Consider the following 16,095-nt stretch of genomic DNA (forward strand, 5'->3'; position numbering starts at 1 on the left):
GGTGGTCCTCTCGGGTCGGGTGGCCGGTCAGTCAAGCAGCGTGTCACCCCGGACGCTCGCCCCGGCGAGGTGCTCGGGGGCGACGCGGCCGAAGAGCTGGCGGGTCCGCGTCGGGGAACCGACGACCCCCGGGCGCTCGCTGTAGGCGAGGATCGCGGCGTGCCGGGGCGTCGCGCCGCCCACCGGCGTCACGCGGTGGAGCGCGAACCGGCCGCGGAAGAGCTGCAGGTCACCGGGCCGCAGCTCGAGCCGCCGGACCGGGGCGCGGTCGCCGTCGAGCACCGCGCGCACCCCGGCGTGGTTCTCGTCGCCCGCCGCGCGCAGGCCCGGGCAGTACTCGAACACCCCGCCGCTCCCGGGCGCGCGGGTCAGCAGGCTGACGGCGAACTCGTTGGTGTCGAAGTGCCAGGGGTGGTCGTCGCCCGGCGCCACGACGTTGAGCGTCAGGCCGGCGTAGGGGTCGGCGAGCGGGTGCACCGCGGGCACCTCGAAACAGGCGGCGATCAGCCGGTGCAGGCCCGGGTCGGCGTAGAGGCGCGCGACGAGGTGGTCGGCGGGGATGTGGTCGCGCGCCACGAACGCGTTGCGCCGGTGCAGCACGACCCGCGCCGGGTGCTCGGCGGGCAGCGTCGGGTCGGGGTCGGTGTTGTAGACGTTGACCTCGGCGACGTCGGCGTGCGCGTGCCCGGCGACGGCGTCGCCCTCGGCCCGCAGCCGGTCGCGGTGCTCCGGCGCCACGACGTCGCGCAGGACCGTGCACCCCCCGGCCCGCAGCTCCGTGCGCGCCCGGTCGACGACGGCCCGCCACGCCGGGTCCCCGGGGTCGTCGAGGGGATAGCGCCGCGCGTCGACGACATCTCCCCCGGGTGCCACGGGAGGTCACCGTAGCGACGATCACGCCGGGCCCGCCCCGTCCATCAGGGCGGGCCCGGCGCGAGGCGGCACGCAGCGCAGCGGAGCTGCCGCGCCGGAGGCCGGATACTGCTCGTCAGCGCGGGTTCTTGATGAAGTCGGCGCAGCGCTCGCCGATCATCATCGTGGTGATGCAGGGGTTGACGGTGATCAGGTCCGGCATGATCGACCCGTCGGCGACCCGCAGGCCGTCGACGCCCCGGACGCGCAGCTGCGGGTCCACGGGCGCGAGCGGGTCGGAGTCCGGCCCCATCTTCACCGTGCACGACGGGTGGTAGACCGTGTTGTGGGTCTTCGAGATGTAGTCGAAGATCTCCTCGTCGGTCTGCGCCGCGTCGCCGGGTGCCTGCTCCTTGCCCACCCACTCCTTGAGCGCCGGGGCCGACGCGATCTCCCGGGCCACCCGCACGCCGCGGATCATCACCTCGCGGTCGTGCTCGTGGGTGAAGTACCGCGGGTCGACCTTGGGCTTGTCCCGGAAGTCGCGGGTGCGCAGGCGGACGGTGCCCTGCGACTGCGCGCCGGTGACGTTCGGCGTGAGGCAGAACGTGTTCTCGGTGCTCGGGTAGCCGTAGCGGATCAGGTTGAGGTCGAACGGCACCGACCCGTAGTGGAACATCAGGTCCGGCGTCGTCCGGCCCTCGGCGCCGGCGAAGATCCCGATCTCCCACCACTGCACCGACTCGGTCGGCATCGTCTGCAGGGCCTCCCACTGCACGAGGCCCTCCGGGTGGTCCTGGAGGTTCTCCCCCACGCCCGGCGCGTCGACGCGGACCTCGATGCCCACCTCGCGCAGGTGCTCGGCCGGGCCGATCCCCGAGAGCATGAGCAGCTTCGGCCCGTCGATCGCCCCGGCCGACAGGATCGTCTCCCGCCGGGCGGTGACCTCGATCGTCCAGCGCGTGTCCGGCGTGCGCAGGGCGACCCCGGTGGCGCGCGGGCGGGGGCCGGAGTCGTCGAACGTCAGGCGCTCGGCGCGGTAGCCGGTCCAGACCTCGAGGTTCGGGCGCTTGGCCATGATCGGGTGCAGGTAGGCCGCCGACGCCGAGCTGCGCGTGCCGTCGGGGTTGGCGTTCACCTGGAACCAGTTCGCCCCCCGCAGCACCGTGCGCCCGGTGTTGAACGGGGTGGTCGGCAGCCCGACCTGCTCGCACGCCTCGAGCAGCGCCCTCCCGCACGGGTCGCGCGGCGCGATCGAGCGGATCGTCACCGGCCCGTCGGTGCCGCGGCCCGGGGGCTCGGCGTACTCGGCGCCGTCCAGGGCCGTCTCGAGCTTGCGGTAGAACGCGTAGCTCTCGTCGGCGCCCCAGCCGGTGCAGCCCTGGGCCTCCCAGTCGTCGAGGTTCTCGCGCGGCGCCCAGAAGGCGATCGCGGAGTTGTGCGACGAGCACCCGCCGAGCACCTTGGCCCGGGCGTGGCGCATGTAGGAGTTGCCGAACTCCTGGGGCTCGATCGGGTAGTCCCAGTCGTAGCCGGACTCGAGCAGCTCCATCCAGCGCCAGAGGTTCAGGATCGCCGGGTCGCCGACGTCGGACGGGCCCGCCTCGACGAGCAGGACCGACACGTCCGGGTCCTCGGACAGGCGCGCCGCCACCGCCGACCCGGCGGTGCCGCCGCCGACGACGACGTAGTCGAACTCGCGCCCGGAACTCTGTGGGTCGGCCATCACGCCTCCTGGACGGGCTTGTCGGTGGGGACATCGGCAGGGGTCTCGACGCGGGCGTGCTCGGCCACGACACCGGTCTTGTGGCGCTGGACCGTCCAGTAGTAGGCGAAGCCGGCGCCCAGGATGACGCCGGGCAGCAGCACCCCGCCCCACTGCAGATACCAGTGGAACGGCTCGGACGCGTTGTAGACCTCGTTGCGCGGCCAGGCGAGGTTCACCGTCATGAACCCGCCCCAGAGGATCGCGAGGATGTTGACGGGCAGGCCCCACCGGCCCAGCGAGAAGCCGTCGGGCCGGGGCTGCCAGGTGCCCCGCACCCGCTGGACGAGCATCGGGATCGTCACCAGCAGGTACGCCGTGTAGATCATGATGATCGCGATCGACGTGACCACCGTGTAGATCTGCGGGCTGAAGGTGACGAACAGCAGGACGATCGCGATGATGCCGATCGTCACCGACGACACCACCGGCGTGCCGAAGCGCGGGCTGATCGTGCACAGCTTCGAGCCCGCGGGCAGGTTGTTGTCGCGGCTCATGGCGAACGCCAGCCGGATCGCCGCGGCGTGCACGGCGAGATCACAGACGACGACCGCGATGACGACGGCGATGAGGATGACGGTGCCGACACCGCCGCCGAGCACCTGGAGGATCAGCGTCTGCAGACCGCCCAGCGAGCTCAGCGCCGGGTCGGACAGGTCGGGCGCCGACATGATCGCGAACAGCAGGATGAGCCCGCCGAGGACGAACGAGAAGAACAGGGCCCGCAGGATCGCCTTGGGAGCGTTGCGCCGCGGGTCGTGCGACTCCTCGGCCAGCGAGCTCGCCGTGTCGAACCCGTACATGACGTACAGCGACGCGAACATCGCCACGAGGAACGCCCCGGCGTAGCCGAGCGGCCGTCCGCTCGCGTCGATCCCGCCGGTGTCGAACACGATCTGCGGCCCGCGCACGATGTTGATCGCCAGCAGGATGATCAGGACGACGGCGGCGATCAGCTCGAGGAACACCCCGGTCGAGTTGATCTGTGCCATCAGCTTGGTGCCGAACGCGTTGATCAGTGTGGTGAACACGATGAGCAGCGCGGCGAGGATGACGCCGTTGAGCGCCTCGGCGTTGGACACGTCCTCCGGGATGAACTGGAACCCGGACCAGATCTCCGGCAGCGTCGCCTGCAGCGCCAGGGCGACGGCCGCGAGGGAGACGATGGACGCGGTCAGCATCGTCCACCCGGCGAGCCACGAGACGCCGTGGTTCGAGAGCCGCTTGCTCCAGTTGTAGATCGACCCGGCCACCGGGTAGCGGGCGGCCAGCTCGCAGAAGCACAGCGCGACCATCAGCTGCCCGACGAACACCAGCGGCCACGACCACCAGTACGCCGGTCCGGCGGACCCGAGCCCGAAGTAGAAGAGCTGGAAGGTGCCGGTGAGGATCGAGATGTAGCTGATCCCCGCCGCGAACGTGTGGAAGCTGCCGAGGGACCGGACGAGGCTCGGCTTGTAGCCGAACTCGTCGATGTCCTCGGCGTCCGCCGCGCTCGCCTGCTTGTGGGCTTTCTCGTCACTGGTCATGAACCACTCCCTGCAGAGTCGATGGGTCCAGCTCCGCTTCGCTCCGTGTCCCGAGAAGAGGGGAACCACCCGGTCGGACCCGGCCGGGTGTTGGTCCAGATGTGCTTGGGCTCCTGGTACTCGGCGAACCCCGCGCGGCCGAGCTCGCGCCCGACCCCGGAGTGGCCGAAGCCGCCCCATTCGGCCGCCGGGACGTACGGGCCGAAGTCGTTGATCCAGATGGTGCCGTGGCGCAGGCGCGCGGCGACCTCCTCGCACGTGCCGTGGTCGGCGGAGAAGACTGCGCCGGCCAGGCCGTACTCGGTGTCGTTGGCGATGCGGACCGCGTCGTCGAGGTCGGTGAACGTCTCGACGGTGAGGACCGGGCCGAACGACTCGTCGTGCACCACGCTCATGTCCTGGGTGCAGCGGTCGAGGATCGTCGGCGGGTAGAAGTATCCGTTCTGGAGCTTCGGGTCGGTGGGCCGCTCGCCGCCGCAGCGCAGCACCGCGCCCTCCGCGACGCCGGCGGCGACGTAGGCCTCGACCTTGTCGCGGTGCGCGGCGGAGATCAGCGGCCCGGTCTCGGTCTCCGGGTCGTCCGGGCCGCCCAGGCGGATCCGCCGGGCCCGCGCGACGAGGTCGTCGACGATCCGGTCGTGCGCGGACTCCTCGACGACGAGCCGGGCGCCCGCGGAGCACACCTGCCCCGAGTGCAGGAAGATCGCGGTCAGGGCGTTGTCGACGGCGGTCTCGTGGTCGGCGTCGGCGAAGAGCACGAACGGGTTCTTGCCGCCCAGCTCGAGGGCGACCTTCTTCACCGTGGGCGCCGCCGACTCCATGATCCTGCGGCCGGTGACGAGCCCGCCGGTGAAGCTGACCATGTCGACGCGCGGGTCGGTCGACAGCGGTGCGCCCGCGGTCGCCCCGGCACCCAGCACGAGGTTCGCGACCCCGTCGGGCACGCCCGCCTCCGCGAGCAGCTCCATGAGGATGATCGCCGTGTGCGGGGTGAGCTCGCTGGGCTTGAGGACGAACGAGCAGCCCGCCCCCAGCGCCGGCGCGACCTTCCACGCGGTCTGCAGCAGCGGGTAGTTCCAGGGCGTGATCAGCCCGCACACCCCGACGGGCTCGTGCACGACCTTGCTGCGCGCGGCCGCGATGCCCGTGTCGACCAGCCGCCCGTCGTCGGTGGAGGCGAGGTGCCCGAACCACCGGAAGCAGTTGGTGATGTCGTCCATGTCGATCTCGGACTCGGCGACGCGCTTGCCGGTGTCGTCGGTCTCCGCGCGGGCCAGCCGCGCCTTGTCGCGCTGGAGGAGATCGGCCACCCGCAGCAGCAGGGCGCCCCGCTCCGGGGCGGGCACCGACGACCAGCGGTGGTCGTCGAACGCCCGGCGCGCCGCCGCGATGGCGAGCTCGGTGTCCTTGGCGCCGGCCTCGTCGACCTCGGCGACCAGGTGTCCGTCCGCGGGCGAACGAATCTCCCGCCTCCCCCCGTCGACCGCTGTCGTCCACGCTCCGTCGATGAACAGCTGCCCCACGCCTGGCGCCTCCTCGTTCGTCGTCACCCGGTCGGCCCTGCGGCCTGGTCGTCCGAGTATCGACCTCACGCCACGTCGGCACCATGCCTGACACCGATCACACGGAACGCGCGACCGGGTGACGCGTCAGGGTCGGCGGACGGCGACCAGGCTCTCCTCGCCATGCCCCTCGGCGTGGTGGCGCACGTCGAGCGCGCCGCCGAAGGCCTCGAGGAGCTCGCCCGGCGGCGCGCGGAACGGCCCGCCCGCGTCGCCGGCCCCGGACAGCACGCTGATCACGAGCAGCCCGCCCGGCGCGAGGACGCCGATCAGCGCCGGGTAGAGCGCGGGGTCGCGGAAGCGCTGGCAGACGACGACGTCGTACGGCCCGGCGACGGGCAGGCCGTCGTCGAGGTCCGCCTCGATCCAGTGCACGTCGGGCGCCTGCGCCCGGCCGGCGGCGAGGCCCACGGGCGACACGTCGACGGCGTCGACGTCCAGGCCGCGGCGCGCCAGCCACACCGCGACGGTGCCGCGCCCGCACGCGAGGTCGAGGGCGCGCCCGGCCGTGGGGACGAGGTCCTCGCGGCCCACGAGCGCCGAGGGCGGACCGGGCTCGCCCGCCCCGAGACCGGTGAAGCGGGCGTCCCAGCGCTGCCTGTCCTCGCCGCTCAGGGCTTGCGGCCCACCACACCCGCGATGCAGTGCTGCGCGGGCAGGAGCGGCGCGAGCTGCGGGCCGTCCGGCCACCACTTCACGCACAGCTCGAGGCCCGGATCGACGAGCTCGAGGCCCGGCATCATCGCGAGGATCTGGTCGCGGGTGCGGTAGACGCCGGTGCCGAGCGGGCTGTGGAGGAAGACGTCCTCCATGCGCCGGGCGACAACGCTGTTCTCGTCCTCGGGGTCGAGGAAGTGGCTCAGCGCGACGTACGAGCCCGACGGGAGCGCGTCGATGTAGCGCTGCATGATCTCGACGCAGGACAGCTTGCTCTCGTCGTAGTGGTGCAGCGTGCCGAGCTGGAGCAGGCCGATCGGGCGGCTGAAGTCGAGGTTGCGCGTGACCACCGGGTCGGCGAGCACCTCCTCGGGCACCGTGAGGTCGCCCGGCGAGAAGAAGGTGCGGTCGTTCTCCTCCAGCAGCGCGCGGCCGTGCGCGACGACCGACGGGTCGTTGTCGACGTAGACCACGCGGGCCTCGGGGCTCAGTCGCTGGGCGGCCTGGTGGGTGTTCTCCGCCGTGGGCAGCCCGGAGCCGAGGTCGAGGAACTGGTCGATCCCGGCCGTGCCCGCGAGGAAGCGCACCGCGCGGACGAGGAACGCCCGGTGGTCGACCGTGAACTGGCCGATCTCCGGGGCGACCGTGCGCAGCTTCTCGACGACCTCGCGGTCGGCGGGGTAGTTGTCCTTGCCGCCGAGGGCCGTGTCGTAGACGCGCGCGATGCTCGCCTTGCTCGTGTCGACGTAGGCGGGAGCGGCCCCCGAGCGGGACGAGGAGTGCGCAGCGGTCATCGGCAACCCAATCGGGATGGAGATCACGGACGGTCGATCACCCTAGGAGGGTACTGCCGCACCCCCCGCCGCGGGTCGATCAGCGGACATCCGGACAGGGAGCCGTGTAACGTCTCGGATTCGGCGGCACGACCGGCGCCGGCAGCGGGGCCCGAGGACAGCGGGGAGCGCACCAGACGTGGCCGAGCAGGAGCACACCGAGCCGGAGGGCACCGGACCCACCGCTCGACGGATCATCCTCGGCGCCCAGTTGAAGCGTCTGCGCGAGCGTGCCGGGGTGGCGCGCTCGGACGCGGCCTGGTCGATCCGGGGGTCGGACTCCAAGATGAGCCGCCTCGAGGCCGGCAAGGTCGGCTTCAAGGAGCGTGACGTCGCCGACCTGCTGACGATGTACGGCATCACCGAGGAGTCGGAGCGCGAGCTCCTCCTCGACATGACGCGGCGGTCCAACGAGCCCGGGTGGTGGCAGCCCTACGGCGACGTCCTCCCCGACTGGTTCGAGGACTACGTCGGCCTGGAGACCAGCGCCTCGCGCATCCAGACCTACGAGCTGATGTTCGTCCCGGGCCTGCTGCAGACCGAGGACTACGCCCGCGCGATCATCACCTCCGGCCACCCGGACCGCGCCACGCCCGACGACGAGCGCCGCCTCACCGTCCGGATGCGCCGCCAGCAGACGCTCGGGCGCCGCGACTCGCCGACGGTCTGGGCGATCATCGACGAGTCGGTGCTGCACCGGCCGATCGGCGGCCACGAGGTGCTCGTCGGGCAGGTCGAGCGCCTCCTCGAGGTCTCGGCGCTCCCGAACGTCGTCGTGCAGGTCCTGCCGTTCACGCTGTCCGGCTACGCGGCGGAGAGCACGTTCTCGATCCTGCGCTTCTCCGAGCCCGAGCTGCCCGACCTCGTGTACCAGGAGCACCTGACCCACGCGACGTACCTGGACAAGCGGCCCGAGGTCGAGCAGTACAGCCGCGTCATGGACCGGGTGGCCGTCGACGCGCTGACGCCCGACGAGACGAAGCAGTACCTCACGAAGCTCGCCGCGGAGCGCTGAGCGGGCTCCGGGTGCGCGTCGTCATGGCGCGCCGACGTCACATGCACGTGCAGATGATCCGTACGGTTGCTAGGCTCGCCCTCGACGGATGCACGTGCAGACGATCGAGGCGGTCGCATGGCCCAGGTGCCGAATGCACACGACGCTCTGCCCGACGTGACGTGGCGCAAGAGCGCCCGTTCCGGCAAGCAGGGCAACTGTGTCGAGCTCGCTCCGGTGCGCTCCCACGGCGTCGCGGTGCGCAACTCCCGCTTCCCGGAGGGCCCCGCCCTCGTCTTCTCCGTCGCCGAGATGCGCGACTTCCTCGCCGACATCAAGCGCGGGGCGTTCGACGACCTCCTGGGCACGGACGACGTCGCCGGGGTGGCGTCGTGAAGCGCAACCGCACGATGTGGCTGACGTGCGCCGTCGACGGCGCCGACCACGCGGTCTCCGACGCCGCGTTCCTGGCCGCCCAGGGCGGCGACGGGCGCTTCGAGGCGATGTGCCGCGCGACCGTCTGGGCGTCCTCGCTCTCGGCTCCGCCGGCGTCACGCTGTGAGACGTGCGCTTCCGCGGCCGGCGAGCCCGTCGACGCCTCGCCCGACCGTCGTGGCGGGGGTCTGTGGTCGCGGCTGGTCCCGCGCGCCTCGGCGTGAGATAGCAGCCCGGTTCGTGAGGCGTCCTTCCGATGCGCCGTTCGAGTAGCCGGTCACCCTCGTGCGAACAGCCACCCGCTGAACGCTGAGAGCGCAGGGCCGTTCGGCGTAGAGTAATCACTCCGTCCACGGACGATCGATACGTCACCCGGCCAGGCACCGTCAGCCGAACGGCCAATTGCTCTCCGTGACTTTCGTTCCTAGGCTCGTGACTCCACCGAGCTGCGAGCGAGAGGAATTCGTGATCACGGCGGCGACACGTGCGGCTCCCCCAGGGCCTGCCCCGGGCGCTCCCCCGAGCCCCGCCTCCGTGGTGACCGCCGCACCCGTGCTCGCCTCGCTGCAGGACCTCCCGGGCCTCGCCCACGCGCTCGTCACCGACACCGACCCGGACGGCCACGACCGCCGCGTGGTCGACGAGATCGGCACCGACGAGGGCACCGCCGCCGCCGTGCTCGCCTGGGGCCGCCGCGCCGCCGCCGTCGCGGGCGACCGGGACCTCGCCCTCGACGACGTCATCGTCACCACCGACACGGCCCACCACCTGCTGCGTGCCGTCGGCGTGCCGGCCACCGGCTGGGTCTACCTCCGGGTCCGCCGCGACGACGGCAACCTCGCCCTCGCCCGCCGGCGCCTCGCGGCGCTCACCTCCCCCCAGGCTCCCGCGGCGAGCCGGCCCCCGGTCCCGGCCGGGCCCGCCGAGCTCCCCGCGGGCCCGTCGTCGACGTCCGCGTCCGCAGACCGGTCCCGGGGTCCGTCCCCGGCCCTGTCCGCCACGCCGTCGGCGGCCCCGCCCGGCGCGGCCCGGTCGAACCCGTGGCCGGACCGCGTGCCACCCCCGATCCGCCCGCCGGCAGCGTCGCCGACGAGCACGTCGACGGGTCCGGCGACGTCCACGGCGGCGACGGTCCGGGGAGCCCCGGCCGCGTTGCCCGCCCCGCCGGCCCCGCCGTCCATCTCGCGACCGCCGGCACAGGCCCCCGCCCCACCGGCGGCCCGGCCGTGGGCCCCGCGGCCCGATCCGGCTCCGGCCCCGTCGCGAGACACGTCGGCGGCACCGCCGCCGACACGGGAGCTCCCGGCGACCGTGCCGGAGCTCCCCTGGCCCCGCCGGCCCCCGGCCGCGTCCGACCTGCCGGCCGGGCCGATCCCGGAGCCGGCGGACGCGGAGCTGCCGAAGGACTCCGCCGGTGTGCTCGGCCAGCGCTGGCGCTCCGACCCGGAGACCCTGCGGCGCGTCCTCGCCGGACTGCTCCGCATGGGCCGGACACCCCAGGCCGCGCTGGCCGGCAGCCCCGAGAAGACCACCACCCGCTCCCCCGGAGCGACCCCGATACGGAGGAACCCATGAGTGATGTCGAGTACGCCCTGAACGCCGCCGCCAACATCAAGGGCGCGTTCGCCGTGGCGATCGTCGACTACGACAGCGGCATGACCCTCGGGTCACGCGGCGGCAGTGCCGAGTTCGACCTGGACGTCGCCGCCCCCGGCAACAGCGAGGTCGTGCGCGCGAAGTTCGACGTGATGCAGAAGCTGGGCCTGCGCGAGACGATCGAGGACATCCTGATCACCCTCGACACGCAGTACCACCTCATCCGGCCGATCTACTCCAACGGCGACGACAAGCTGTTCTTCTACCTGGTGCTCAACCGCCAGCAGGCCAACCTCGCGATGGCCCGCCGCGACCTCAAGGTGATCGGCCAGCGCTTCTACCTCGACGACCCGTCGTCGCAGGCGTCCGTGCCGGCGCAGGACCAGGGCTACTACCAGCAGGCCGGACGTCGCTGACACCCACGACCAGGAGGGAGCCGCGAGGGTGGGGCGACACCGCCACCTGACGTGCGTGCGGTCGGACGGGCTGTCGGCGGTGCTGCGCCCGTTGCTCGACGACCGCCGCATCGTCGCCGCCACCCTCGTGGACGTCGACAGCGGGCTGATCCTCGACGGCTACGTCGACGACCCGGGCGACCACCCCGGGCTCGCCGACCTCGAGCTGCTCGGGGCGGCCCACGCCGACATGGTCAAGGCCGGCACCGTCGTCTCCGCGTCCCTCGCGGAGCTGACCGTGAGCACCGACGACGGCCACCACCACCTGCTCCACGCCGTGCCCGATCCGCACGGCGAGCGGTTGGTGGTGGCCGTCGTCGTGCGCGGGGCACCGCGCCACGTCACCCGGGCCCGGCTGCGCCTGCGCACCGTCTCGGTGGAGGCGCTCACCGCCGGGCCCACGCTGGCCCGGCGGCCGGTCGACGGCAGCTGGGTCGTCGAGGAGCCAGCCCCGGAGGACACCGCGCCGGAGGAGGACGACGACGAGAGCGCCCCGGCCGACGTCCCGATGCCCAGCGGGGCGCCGCTCTCGGCCATGGCCCCGCGCAGCGCCGCGGCACCGAGCGCCGACCGCACTCCCTCGGCCACCGTGTCGTCGGTGGCGTCGTCCCTGGCGACGGGCCTGTCCCGGGGGATCTCGTCGCCGCTCGTGCCCCTCAGTGACGCACGGCCAGGGACAGCGCGAACCGGCCCCGCGGGTCGGTGAACCACCCGTCGTGGGAGAACCCCGCGGCGGCCAGCTCGTCGCGCACCCGCTCCCGCGTGAACTTCGTCGAGATCTCGGTGCGCATCTCCTCGCCGTCGGCGAAGTCGATCTCGAGATCGAGCTCGGGGACCCGGACGTGCATCGCCCGCCGGGCGCGCAGCCGCATCTCGATCCGGCTCGACTGCGGCACCCAGACCGCGAGGTGCTCGAACCCGTCGGGGTCGAAGTCGGCACCCAGCACCCGGTTGAGCACCGCGAGCACGTTGAGGTCGAACGCCGCGGTGACGCCCTGCGGGTCGTCGTAGGCCGCCACGAGCGTCGCCTCGTCCTTGACGAGGTCGGTGCCGACGAGGAACGCCTCCCCCGGGTCGAGGGCGTCGGCGAGCGCGGCGAGGAACGCCTTGCGCCCGTCGGGCTCGAAGTTGCCCAGCGTCCCGCCGAGCAGCGCGACGAGGCGGCGCCCGTCGCGGGGCACGCTGCGCAGGTCGGAGGTGAAGTCGGCGACGACGCCGTGCACGTCGAGGCCCGGGTACGCGGCGACCAGGCCGGGGACGGCGTCCTCGAGCGCCGACGGCGACACGTCGACGGGGACGTAGCGGCGCAGCGTGCCCGCGCGGTGCAGCGCGTCGAGCAGCACCGGGGTCTTCGACGACGACCCGGAGCCGAGCTCGACGAGGGTGTCGGCGGCCGCGGTGCGGGCGATCGCGTCGGCGTGCTCCGCGAGCGCCTCGCGCTCGGCGGTGAAGGGGTAGTACTCCGGCAGCGCGGTGATCTGCTCGAACAGCTCGCTGCCCCGGGCGTCGTAGAGCCACTGCGGGGTGAGCACCTTGGGGGTGGAGGTCAGGCCCCGGCGGGCGTCGGCGCGGAGGGCGGCGTCGGCGTCCTCGGCGGTGAGATGTACGTCGAGCGCGGGCAGGCTCATCGGTGTCGGGTCACGTCCTGGGGTCGGGGCACGCGCCGGTCGGGCGCGCGCGGCGTTCACGGCGTCGGGAACGGTCGGGTGTCAGCGCCGGGTCTCGAGCGGCGACACGGTCACGGCGGGCGGGTCGTGCACCCCGCCGTGACGGGCGACGAGCAGGGAGCCGTCGGGGACGGGGATCCACGTGGGGTCGGGATCCAGGGGCTCGGAGGCGACGGTGACGGCACCGTCGGCGTGCGTCCGGTAGGACAGCGCGTGGTCGACGGCCGTGGCGACGACCTGCTCGCCGTCGCCGACCAGCAGGTTCAGGCGCGAGCCGGGGGCGGCCACGAGGGTGTCGGCGACGACGCCCGCCACCGCGTCGGCGAGGTCCTTTCCGGCGGCGAGACGGGCGCGCAGCAGGGCCCAGAGCAGGGCCGAGTCGGTGGCGGCGTCGAGGGTGAGCAGGTCGAGCGCGGGCAGCGTGGCGGCGAGGTCGGCCATGCTGTCGGGCCAGCCACGGACGACGCCGTTGTGGCTGAACAGCAGGCCGTCGGCCCGGAACGGCGCGCACGCCGCCGTCGACACCGGCATGCCGACCGTCGCCGAGCGCACGGCCGCCATCAGCGCGGTCGTCTCCACCCCGCGCGCGAGGTCGAGGAACGACGCGTCGGTCCACATCGGGTCGTCGCGCCGGTAGAGGTGCCAGTCGGCCGGCCCGAGCCACCCGACACCGAAGCCGTCGGCGTTCACGGTGCCGCCGCCGCGCATGTCGGACGGCGCGTAGCTCTGGACGAGCAGCGAGTGCTCGGGCTCGGTCACCAGCGACGCGAGGGTGACCGGCGTCGGACCCACGCGGGCCAGGTGGCGGCACACGTCAGGCGGACCGGGCGCAGCGGAAGCCGGAGAAGATCTGGCGCCGGATCGGCAGGTCCCAGTTGCGGAAGGTCGTGCGGGCGTTCGGGGTGCCGACGCCGAACGACGACCCGCGCAGCATCCGGAAGTCGCCGCCGAAGAAGACCTCGGAGTACTCCTTGTACGGGAACGGCTCGAAGCCCGGGTAGCCCTCGAACCCCGAGTCGCACCACTCCCAGACGTCGCCGACCAGCTGGTGCACGCCCAGCGGCGACGCGCCGGCCGGGTAGGCGCCGACCGGGGCGGGCTGCAGGTGGCGCTGGTCGAGGTTGGCGCGCTCGGGCGTCGGGTCCTCGTCGCCCCACGGGAAGCGGCGCGTGGTGCCGGTGGCGTGGTCGTGGCGGGCGGCGAACTCCCACTCGACCTCGGTCGGCAGGCGCTTGCCCGCCCACGCGGCGTACACCGCGGCCTCGTGGAAGCAGACGTGCAGCACGGGCTGGTCGCCGACGTCGTCGATGGCCTGGCGCTCCCCGAACGACGTCCGGTGCCACCGCCCGTCGACGTGCTCCCAGGTCATGGGCGCCGTCCAGCCCTCGGCGGTGATGTGGTCCCAGCCGGCCTCGGACCAGAGCGACCGGTCGCGGTAGCCACCGGCGTCGACGAAGCGCGCGTACTCGGCGTTGGTGACCGGTGCGGCGTCGAGCCAGAAGTCGTCGACGCGCACGGGGTGCGCCGGCTTCTCGTTGTCGAGCGCGGCGGCCTCGGACGAGGTCCCCATGAGGAACTCCGCGCCCGGGTGGAACACCTCGGTGCCCGCGAGCCCCGCCACGACGGCGGGCGGCGGCGGGTCGGCGTGCAGGACCGGCGTGCCGGCGCGCAGCTGGTGGGTCGCGAGCATCGTCTCCACGTGCTGCTGCTCGTGCTGCACGATCATGGAGAAGACGAAGCCCTCGGCGAGGGTGCGGCGTTCGTCGAAGGAGCCGGCCTCGAGGTGCTCCAGGGCCTTCTCGCGCACCCGGTCGCCGTAGACGCGCGCCTCGGCCGGGTCCAGCAGGGGCAGCGCGGAACGCCCGGCGCGCGGGTTGGTGAACGCGTCGTAGAGGTGGTCGACGTCCTCGCGCACGCCCGCGACGAGGTCGCTGTCGGGCGCGCCGCGGCGCACGAGCCAGTAGTCCTCCATGTTCGCGATGTGCGCGAGGTCCCAGTGGAACGGCGACATCAGCGGGGAGTGCTGGCGGGTGAAGTCGGGGTCGTCGCCGGCGAAGACGTCGTGCGTCAGCGCGCGCGTGCGGGCGCGGGCGGCGGCGAGCTCGGCGGCCAGGCGCCGGCGGAGTGCGCCGCTGTCCCGGGCGGTGGGGGCGGTCATGGACGCTCACCTCCGAGGAGGGTCGGTGCGACGGTCTCGGGTTCGTCGGGGGCGTCGTCGGGGCTCGGCGCCCGCGCGGGGGCGAGGCCGGCCTCGGCGGCGTCGAGGGGGTCGTCGGCGGGACACCGGCCGCGCAGCACCCGCTCGGTGATCACGCGGTCGACGAGCTCGTGCACGTCGTCCGGGAGGTCGGCGAACGCCGGCCCGGCCAGCGTGCGGTGCGCCTGGGCGAACACGTCGCCCGCGGCCCGGCGCAGGACGCGGTCGGCGAGGCCGTGGCGGGCCGCCGCGGTCCAGCGGTCGACGGCGGGCTCGGCGGCGGCGCGGGCCCGGGCGACCGTGTCCGGGTCCTGCATCAGCGCGGCCACGACGACCAGCGGGACGACCCACTCGTCGCCGGCCTGCTGGTCGAGGTAGCGGACCTCGAGGTGGCCCTGCGGGCGCACGGGCGGGAAGAGCGTCGTGAGGTGGTAGTCGAGGTCGGCCCGGGTCGGCGCGGGCTCGAGCGCCCCGTCGATCCACTCGGCGAAGGTGACGTCCGGCGCGTCCCAGGACACGCCGTCGGCGCCCTCGCGGCGCACGCAGAGCAGCCGGGTGTCGAGCGCGCGGCGCGCGTACGCGGCCGCCGGGTCGGCGTCGAGCGTGCGGGGCGGGCCGGTGCGCTCGGGGTCGAGCGCCATCCAGGCCGCCCAGCGCGACGACTTCCAGCCGGTGCGGCGGCCGTGCACCGCCGGCGAGTTCGCGAACGCGGCGAGCAGCACCGGCCCGAGCTCGTGCAGCGCGGCCCAGCGGCGGGCGACCTCGTCACCCTCCCCGGCGTCGACGCAGACCTGCACGGCCGTCGTCGAGCACATCATCGTGCGCCCGTGCGGGCCGATGCGGTCGAACGTCGCCTCCATCGCCGCGTACCGCGGGACCTGGAGCAGCCGCCGGGGCGGGCGGAGGGGGTCGCTCGCCCGCGGCGCCGTGGTGAGGCCCTCGGCGGCGAGGAGGGTGTGCAGGCCCGCGACGTCGGTCCGGACGGCACGCACGAGGGCGCCGACGCCGGGCAGGGGCGGGCTGGCGATCTCCACCTGGCCACCGGGCTCGACGGTGATCGTGCCGCCTGCGGGGAGGGGCGCGGGACCGGAGCCGTTGACGATCTCGTGGGGCGCGAGGGTGGAGGGCGCGTGCGGTCCGAGGGCGCGGGCCAGCACGGCGGGGTCGAGGGGACGGGTGGGGTCGTCGACGTGGCGGACGAGCCATTCCAGCTCGGTGCCGACCAGGCGCGGCGGCCCGTGCTTGAAGCACACCGAGGCGACGTAGGCCTCGGCGACCGCGCGCTCGGTGAGCGGCGTGGTGGGGTCGAGCGCGATGCGGGGCCGCCCCTGGTCCATCGGGGGGTCGGCCGGTGCGACGTCCGCGGAGCCGTTGGACCGCACGGAGGGAGACGGTGCCGGCACAGGACCTCCCTGATCGACCGACCACCGGCGGTGAACGCCGGGGCCGCGGCAGCGAATGCACACGGACGCTCAGCGACGCTACACGCGGGTCCGGCGCCTCGCAGGGGGTCGAACAGCAAGTGTCCCGGATGCGAACATCACAGTGAGTGA

General features: G+C 73.7%; 16 protein-coding genes. 6 read left to right on the forward strand and 10 right to left on the reverse strand.

Annotated elements, in window-relative coordinates:
- Positions 1-27: 27 nt before the first annotated feature.
- From EV188_RS23885 to EV188_RS23910, 6 genes are all read right to left on the reverse strand, one after another.
- The gene (locus tag EV188_RS23885) at positions 28-873 is read right to left on the reverse strand and encodes a HalD/BesD family halogenase (RefSeq protein WP_133828803.1); all 846 of its coding nucleotides are present in this window, start codon (positions 871-873) and stop codon (positions 28-30) included.
- Positions 874-988: 115 nt separating this feature from the next.
- Positions 989-2,578: a GMC family oxidoreductase gene (locus EV188_RS23890; protein ID WP_133828804.1), complete on the reverse strand. Its 1,590-nt coding sequence runs from the start codon at positions 2,576-2,578 to the stop codon at positions 989-991.
- Positions 2,578-4,146 (reverse strand): APC family permease, encoded by a 1,569-nt coding sequence (locus EV188_RS23895; protein WP_133828805.1) that lies wholly within the window; start codon positions 4,144-4,146, stop codon positions 2,578-2,580. The genes EV188_RS23890 and EV188_RS23895 overlap by 1 nt, the downstream gene beginning before the upstream one ends.
- Positions 4,143-5,669 carry an aldehyde dehydrogenase family protein gene (locus EV188_RS23900; RefSeq protein WP_133828806.1) on the reverse strand — a complete coding sequence of 509 codons (1,527 nt, stop codon included), beginning with the start codon at positions 5,667-5,669 and terminating at the stop codon, positions 4,143-4,145. The genes EV188_RS23895 and EV188_RS23900 overlap by 4 nt, the downstream gene beginning before the upstream one ends.
- Positions 5,670-5,795: 126 nt before the next feature.
- A complete protein-coding gene (locus tag EV188_RS23905) occupies positions 5,796-6,242 on the reverse strand; it encodes a class I SAM-dependent methyltransferase (protein ID WP_243741953.1) in 447 nt (148 codons plus the stop codon).
- Positions 6,243-6,319: 77 nt separating this feature from the next.
- Positions 6,320-7,159, reverse strand: coding sequence for an SAM-dependent methyltransferase (locus EV188_RS23910; RefSeq protein ID WP_133828807.1), 840 nt, complete (start codon positions 7,157-7,159; stop codon positions 6,320-6,322).
- Between the two features lie 178 nt (positions 7,160-7,337).
- On the opposite strand from EV188_RS23910, the gene EV188_RS23915 reads away from it, so the two are divergent.
- From EV188_RS23915 to EV188_RS23940, 6 genes are all read left to right on the forward strand, one after another.
- Positions 7,338-8,213: a helix-turn-helix domain-containing protein gene (locus tag EV188_RS23915; protein ID WP_133828808.1), complete on the forward strand. Its 876-nt coding sequence runs from the start codon at positions 7,338-7,340 to the stop codon at positions 8,211-8,213.
- 117 nt (positions 8,214-8,330) lie between these two features.
- Positions 8,331-8,588 carry a DUF397 domain-containing protein gene (locus tag EV188_RS23920; protein WP_133828809.1) on the forward strand — a complete coding sequence of 86 codons (258 nt, stop codon included), beginning with the start codon at positions 8,331-8,333 and terminating at the stop codon, positions 8,586-8,588.
- Positions 8,585-8,851: a hypothetical protein gene (locus EV188_RS23925; RefSeq protein WP_133828810.1), complete on the forward strand. Its 267-nt coding sequence runs from the start codon at positions 8,585-8,587 to the stop codon at positions 8,849-8,851. The genes EV188_RS23920 and EV188_RS23925 overlap by 4 nt, the downstream gene beginning before the upstream one ends.
- 313 nt (positions 8,852-9,164) lie before the next feature.
- Positions 9,165-10,202, forward strand: coding sequence for a hypothetical protein (locus EV188_RS23930; protein ID WP_133828811.1), 1,038 nt, complete (start codon positions 9,165-9,167; stop codon positions 10,200-10,202).
- Positions 10,199-10,639: a hypothetical protein gene (locus tag EV188_RS23935; RefSeq protein WP_133828812.1), complete on the forward strand. Its 441-nt coding sequence runs from the start codon at positions 10,199-10,201 to the stop codon at positions 10,637-10,639. The genes EV188_RS23930 and EV188_RS23935 overlap by 4 nt, the downstream gene beginning before the upstream one ends.
- 28 nt (positions 10,640-10,667) lie before the next feature.
- The gene (locus tag EV188_RS23940; protein WP_133828813.1) at positions 10,668-11,384 is read left to right on the forward strand and encodes a hypothetical protein; all 717 of its coding nucleotides are present in this window, start codon (positions 10,668-10,670) and stop codon (positions 11,382-11,384) included.
- Here EV188_RS23940 and egtD read toward each other — a convergent pair.
- From egtD to egtA, 4 genes are all read right to left on the reverse strand, one after another.
- Positions 11,335-12,306 (reverse strand): L-histidine N(alpha)-methyltransferase, encoded by a 972-nt coding sequence (gene egtD / locus EV188_RS23945; RefSeq protein ID WP_133828814.1) that lies wholly within the window; start codon positions 12,304-12,306, stop codon positions 11,335-11,337. The genes EV188_RS23940 and egtD overlap by 50 nt on opposite strands.
- An 81-nt stretch (positions 12,307-12,387) precedes the next feature.
- Positions 12,388-13,158 carry an ergothioneine biosynthesis protein EgtC gene (egtC, locus tag EV188_RS23950; protein ID WP_133828815.1) on the reverse strand — a complete coding sequence of 257 codons (771 nt, stop codon included), beginning with the start codon at positions 13,156-13,158 and terminating at the stop codon, positions 12,388-12,390.
- A gap of 1 nt (position 13,159) precedes the next feature.
- Positions 13,160-14,503, reverse strand: a complete 1,344-nt coding sequence (gene egtB, locus EV188_RS23955) for an ergothioneine biosynthesis protein EgtB (RefSeq protein ID WP_133828816.1) — start codon at positions 14,501-14,503, stop codon at positions 13,160-13,162.
- Positions 14,500-15,924 (reverse strand): ergothioneine biosynthesis glutamate--cysteine ligase EgtA, encoded by a 1,425-nt coding sequence (gene egtA, locus EV188_RS23960; protein WP_243741955.1) that lies wholly within the window; start codon positions 15,922-15,924, stop codon positions 14,500-14,502. Before egtA ends, egtB begins: the two co-directional genes overlap by 4 nt.
- Positions 15,925-16,095: the final 171 nt, after the last annotated feature.

This window comes from Actinomycetospora succinea (assembly GCF_004363095.1).
GTDB classification, from domain to species: domain Bacteria; phylum Actinomycetota; class Actinomycetes; order Mycobacteriales; family Pseudonocardiaceae; genus Actinomycetospora; species Actinomycetospora succinea.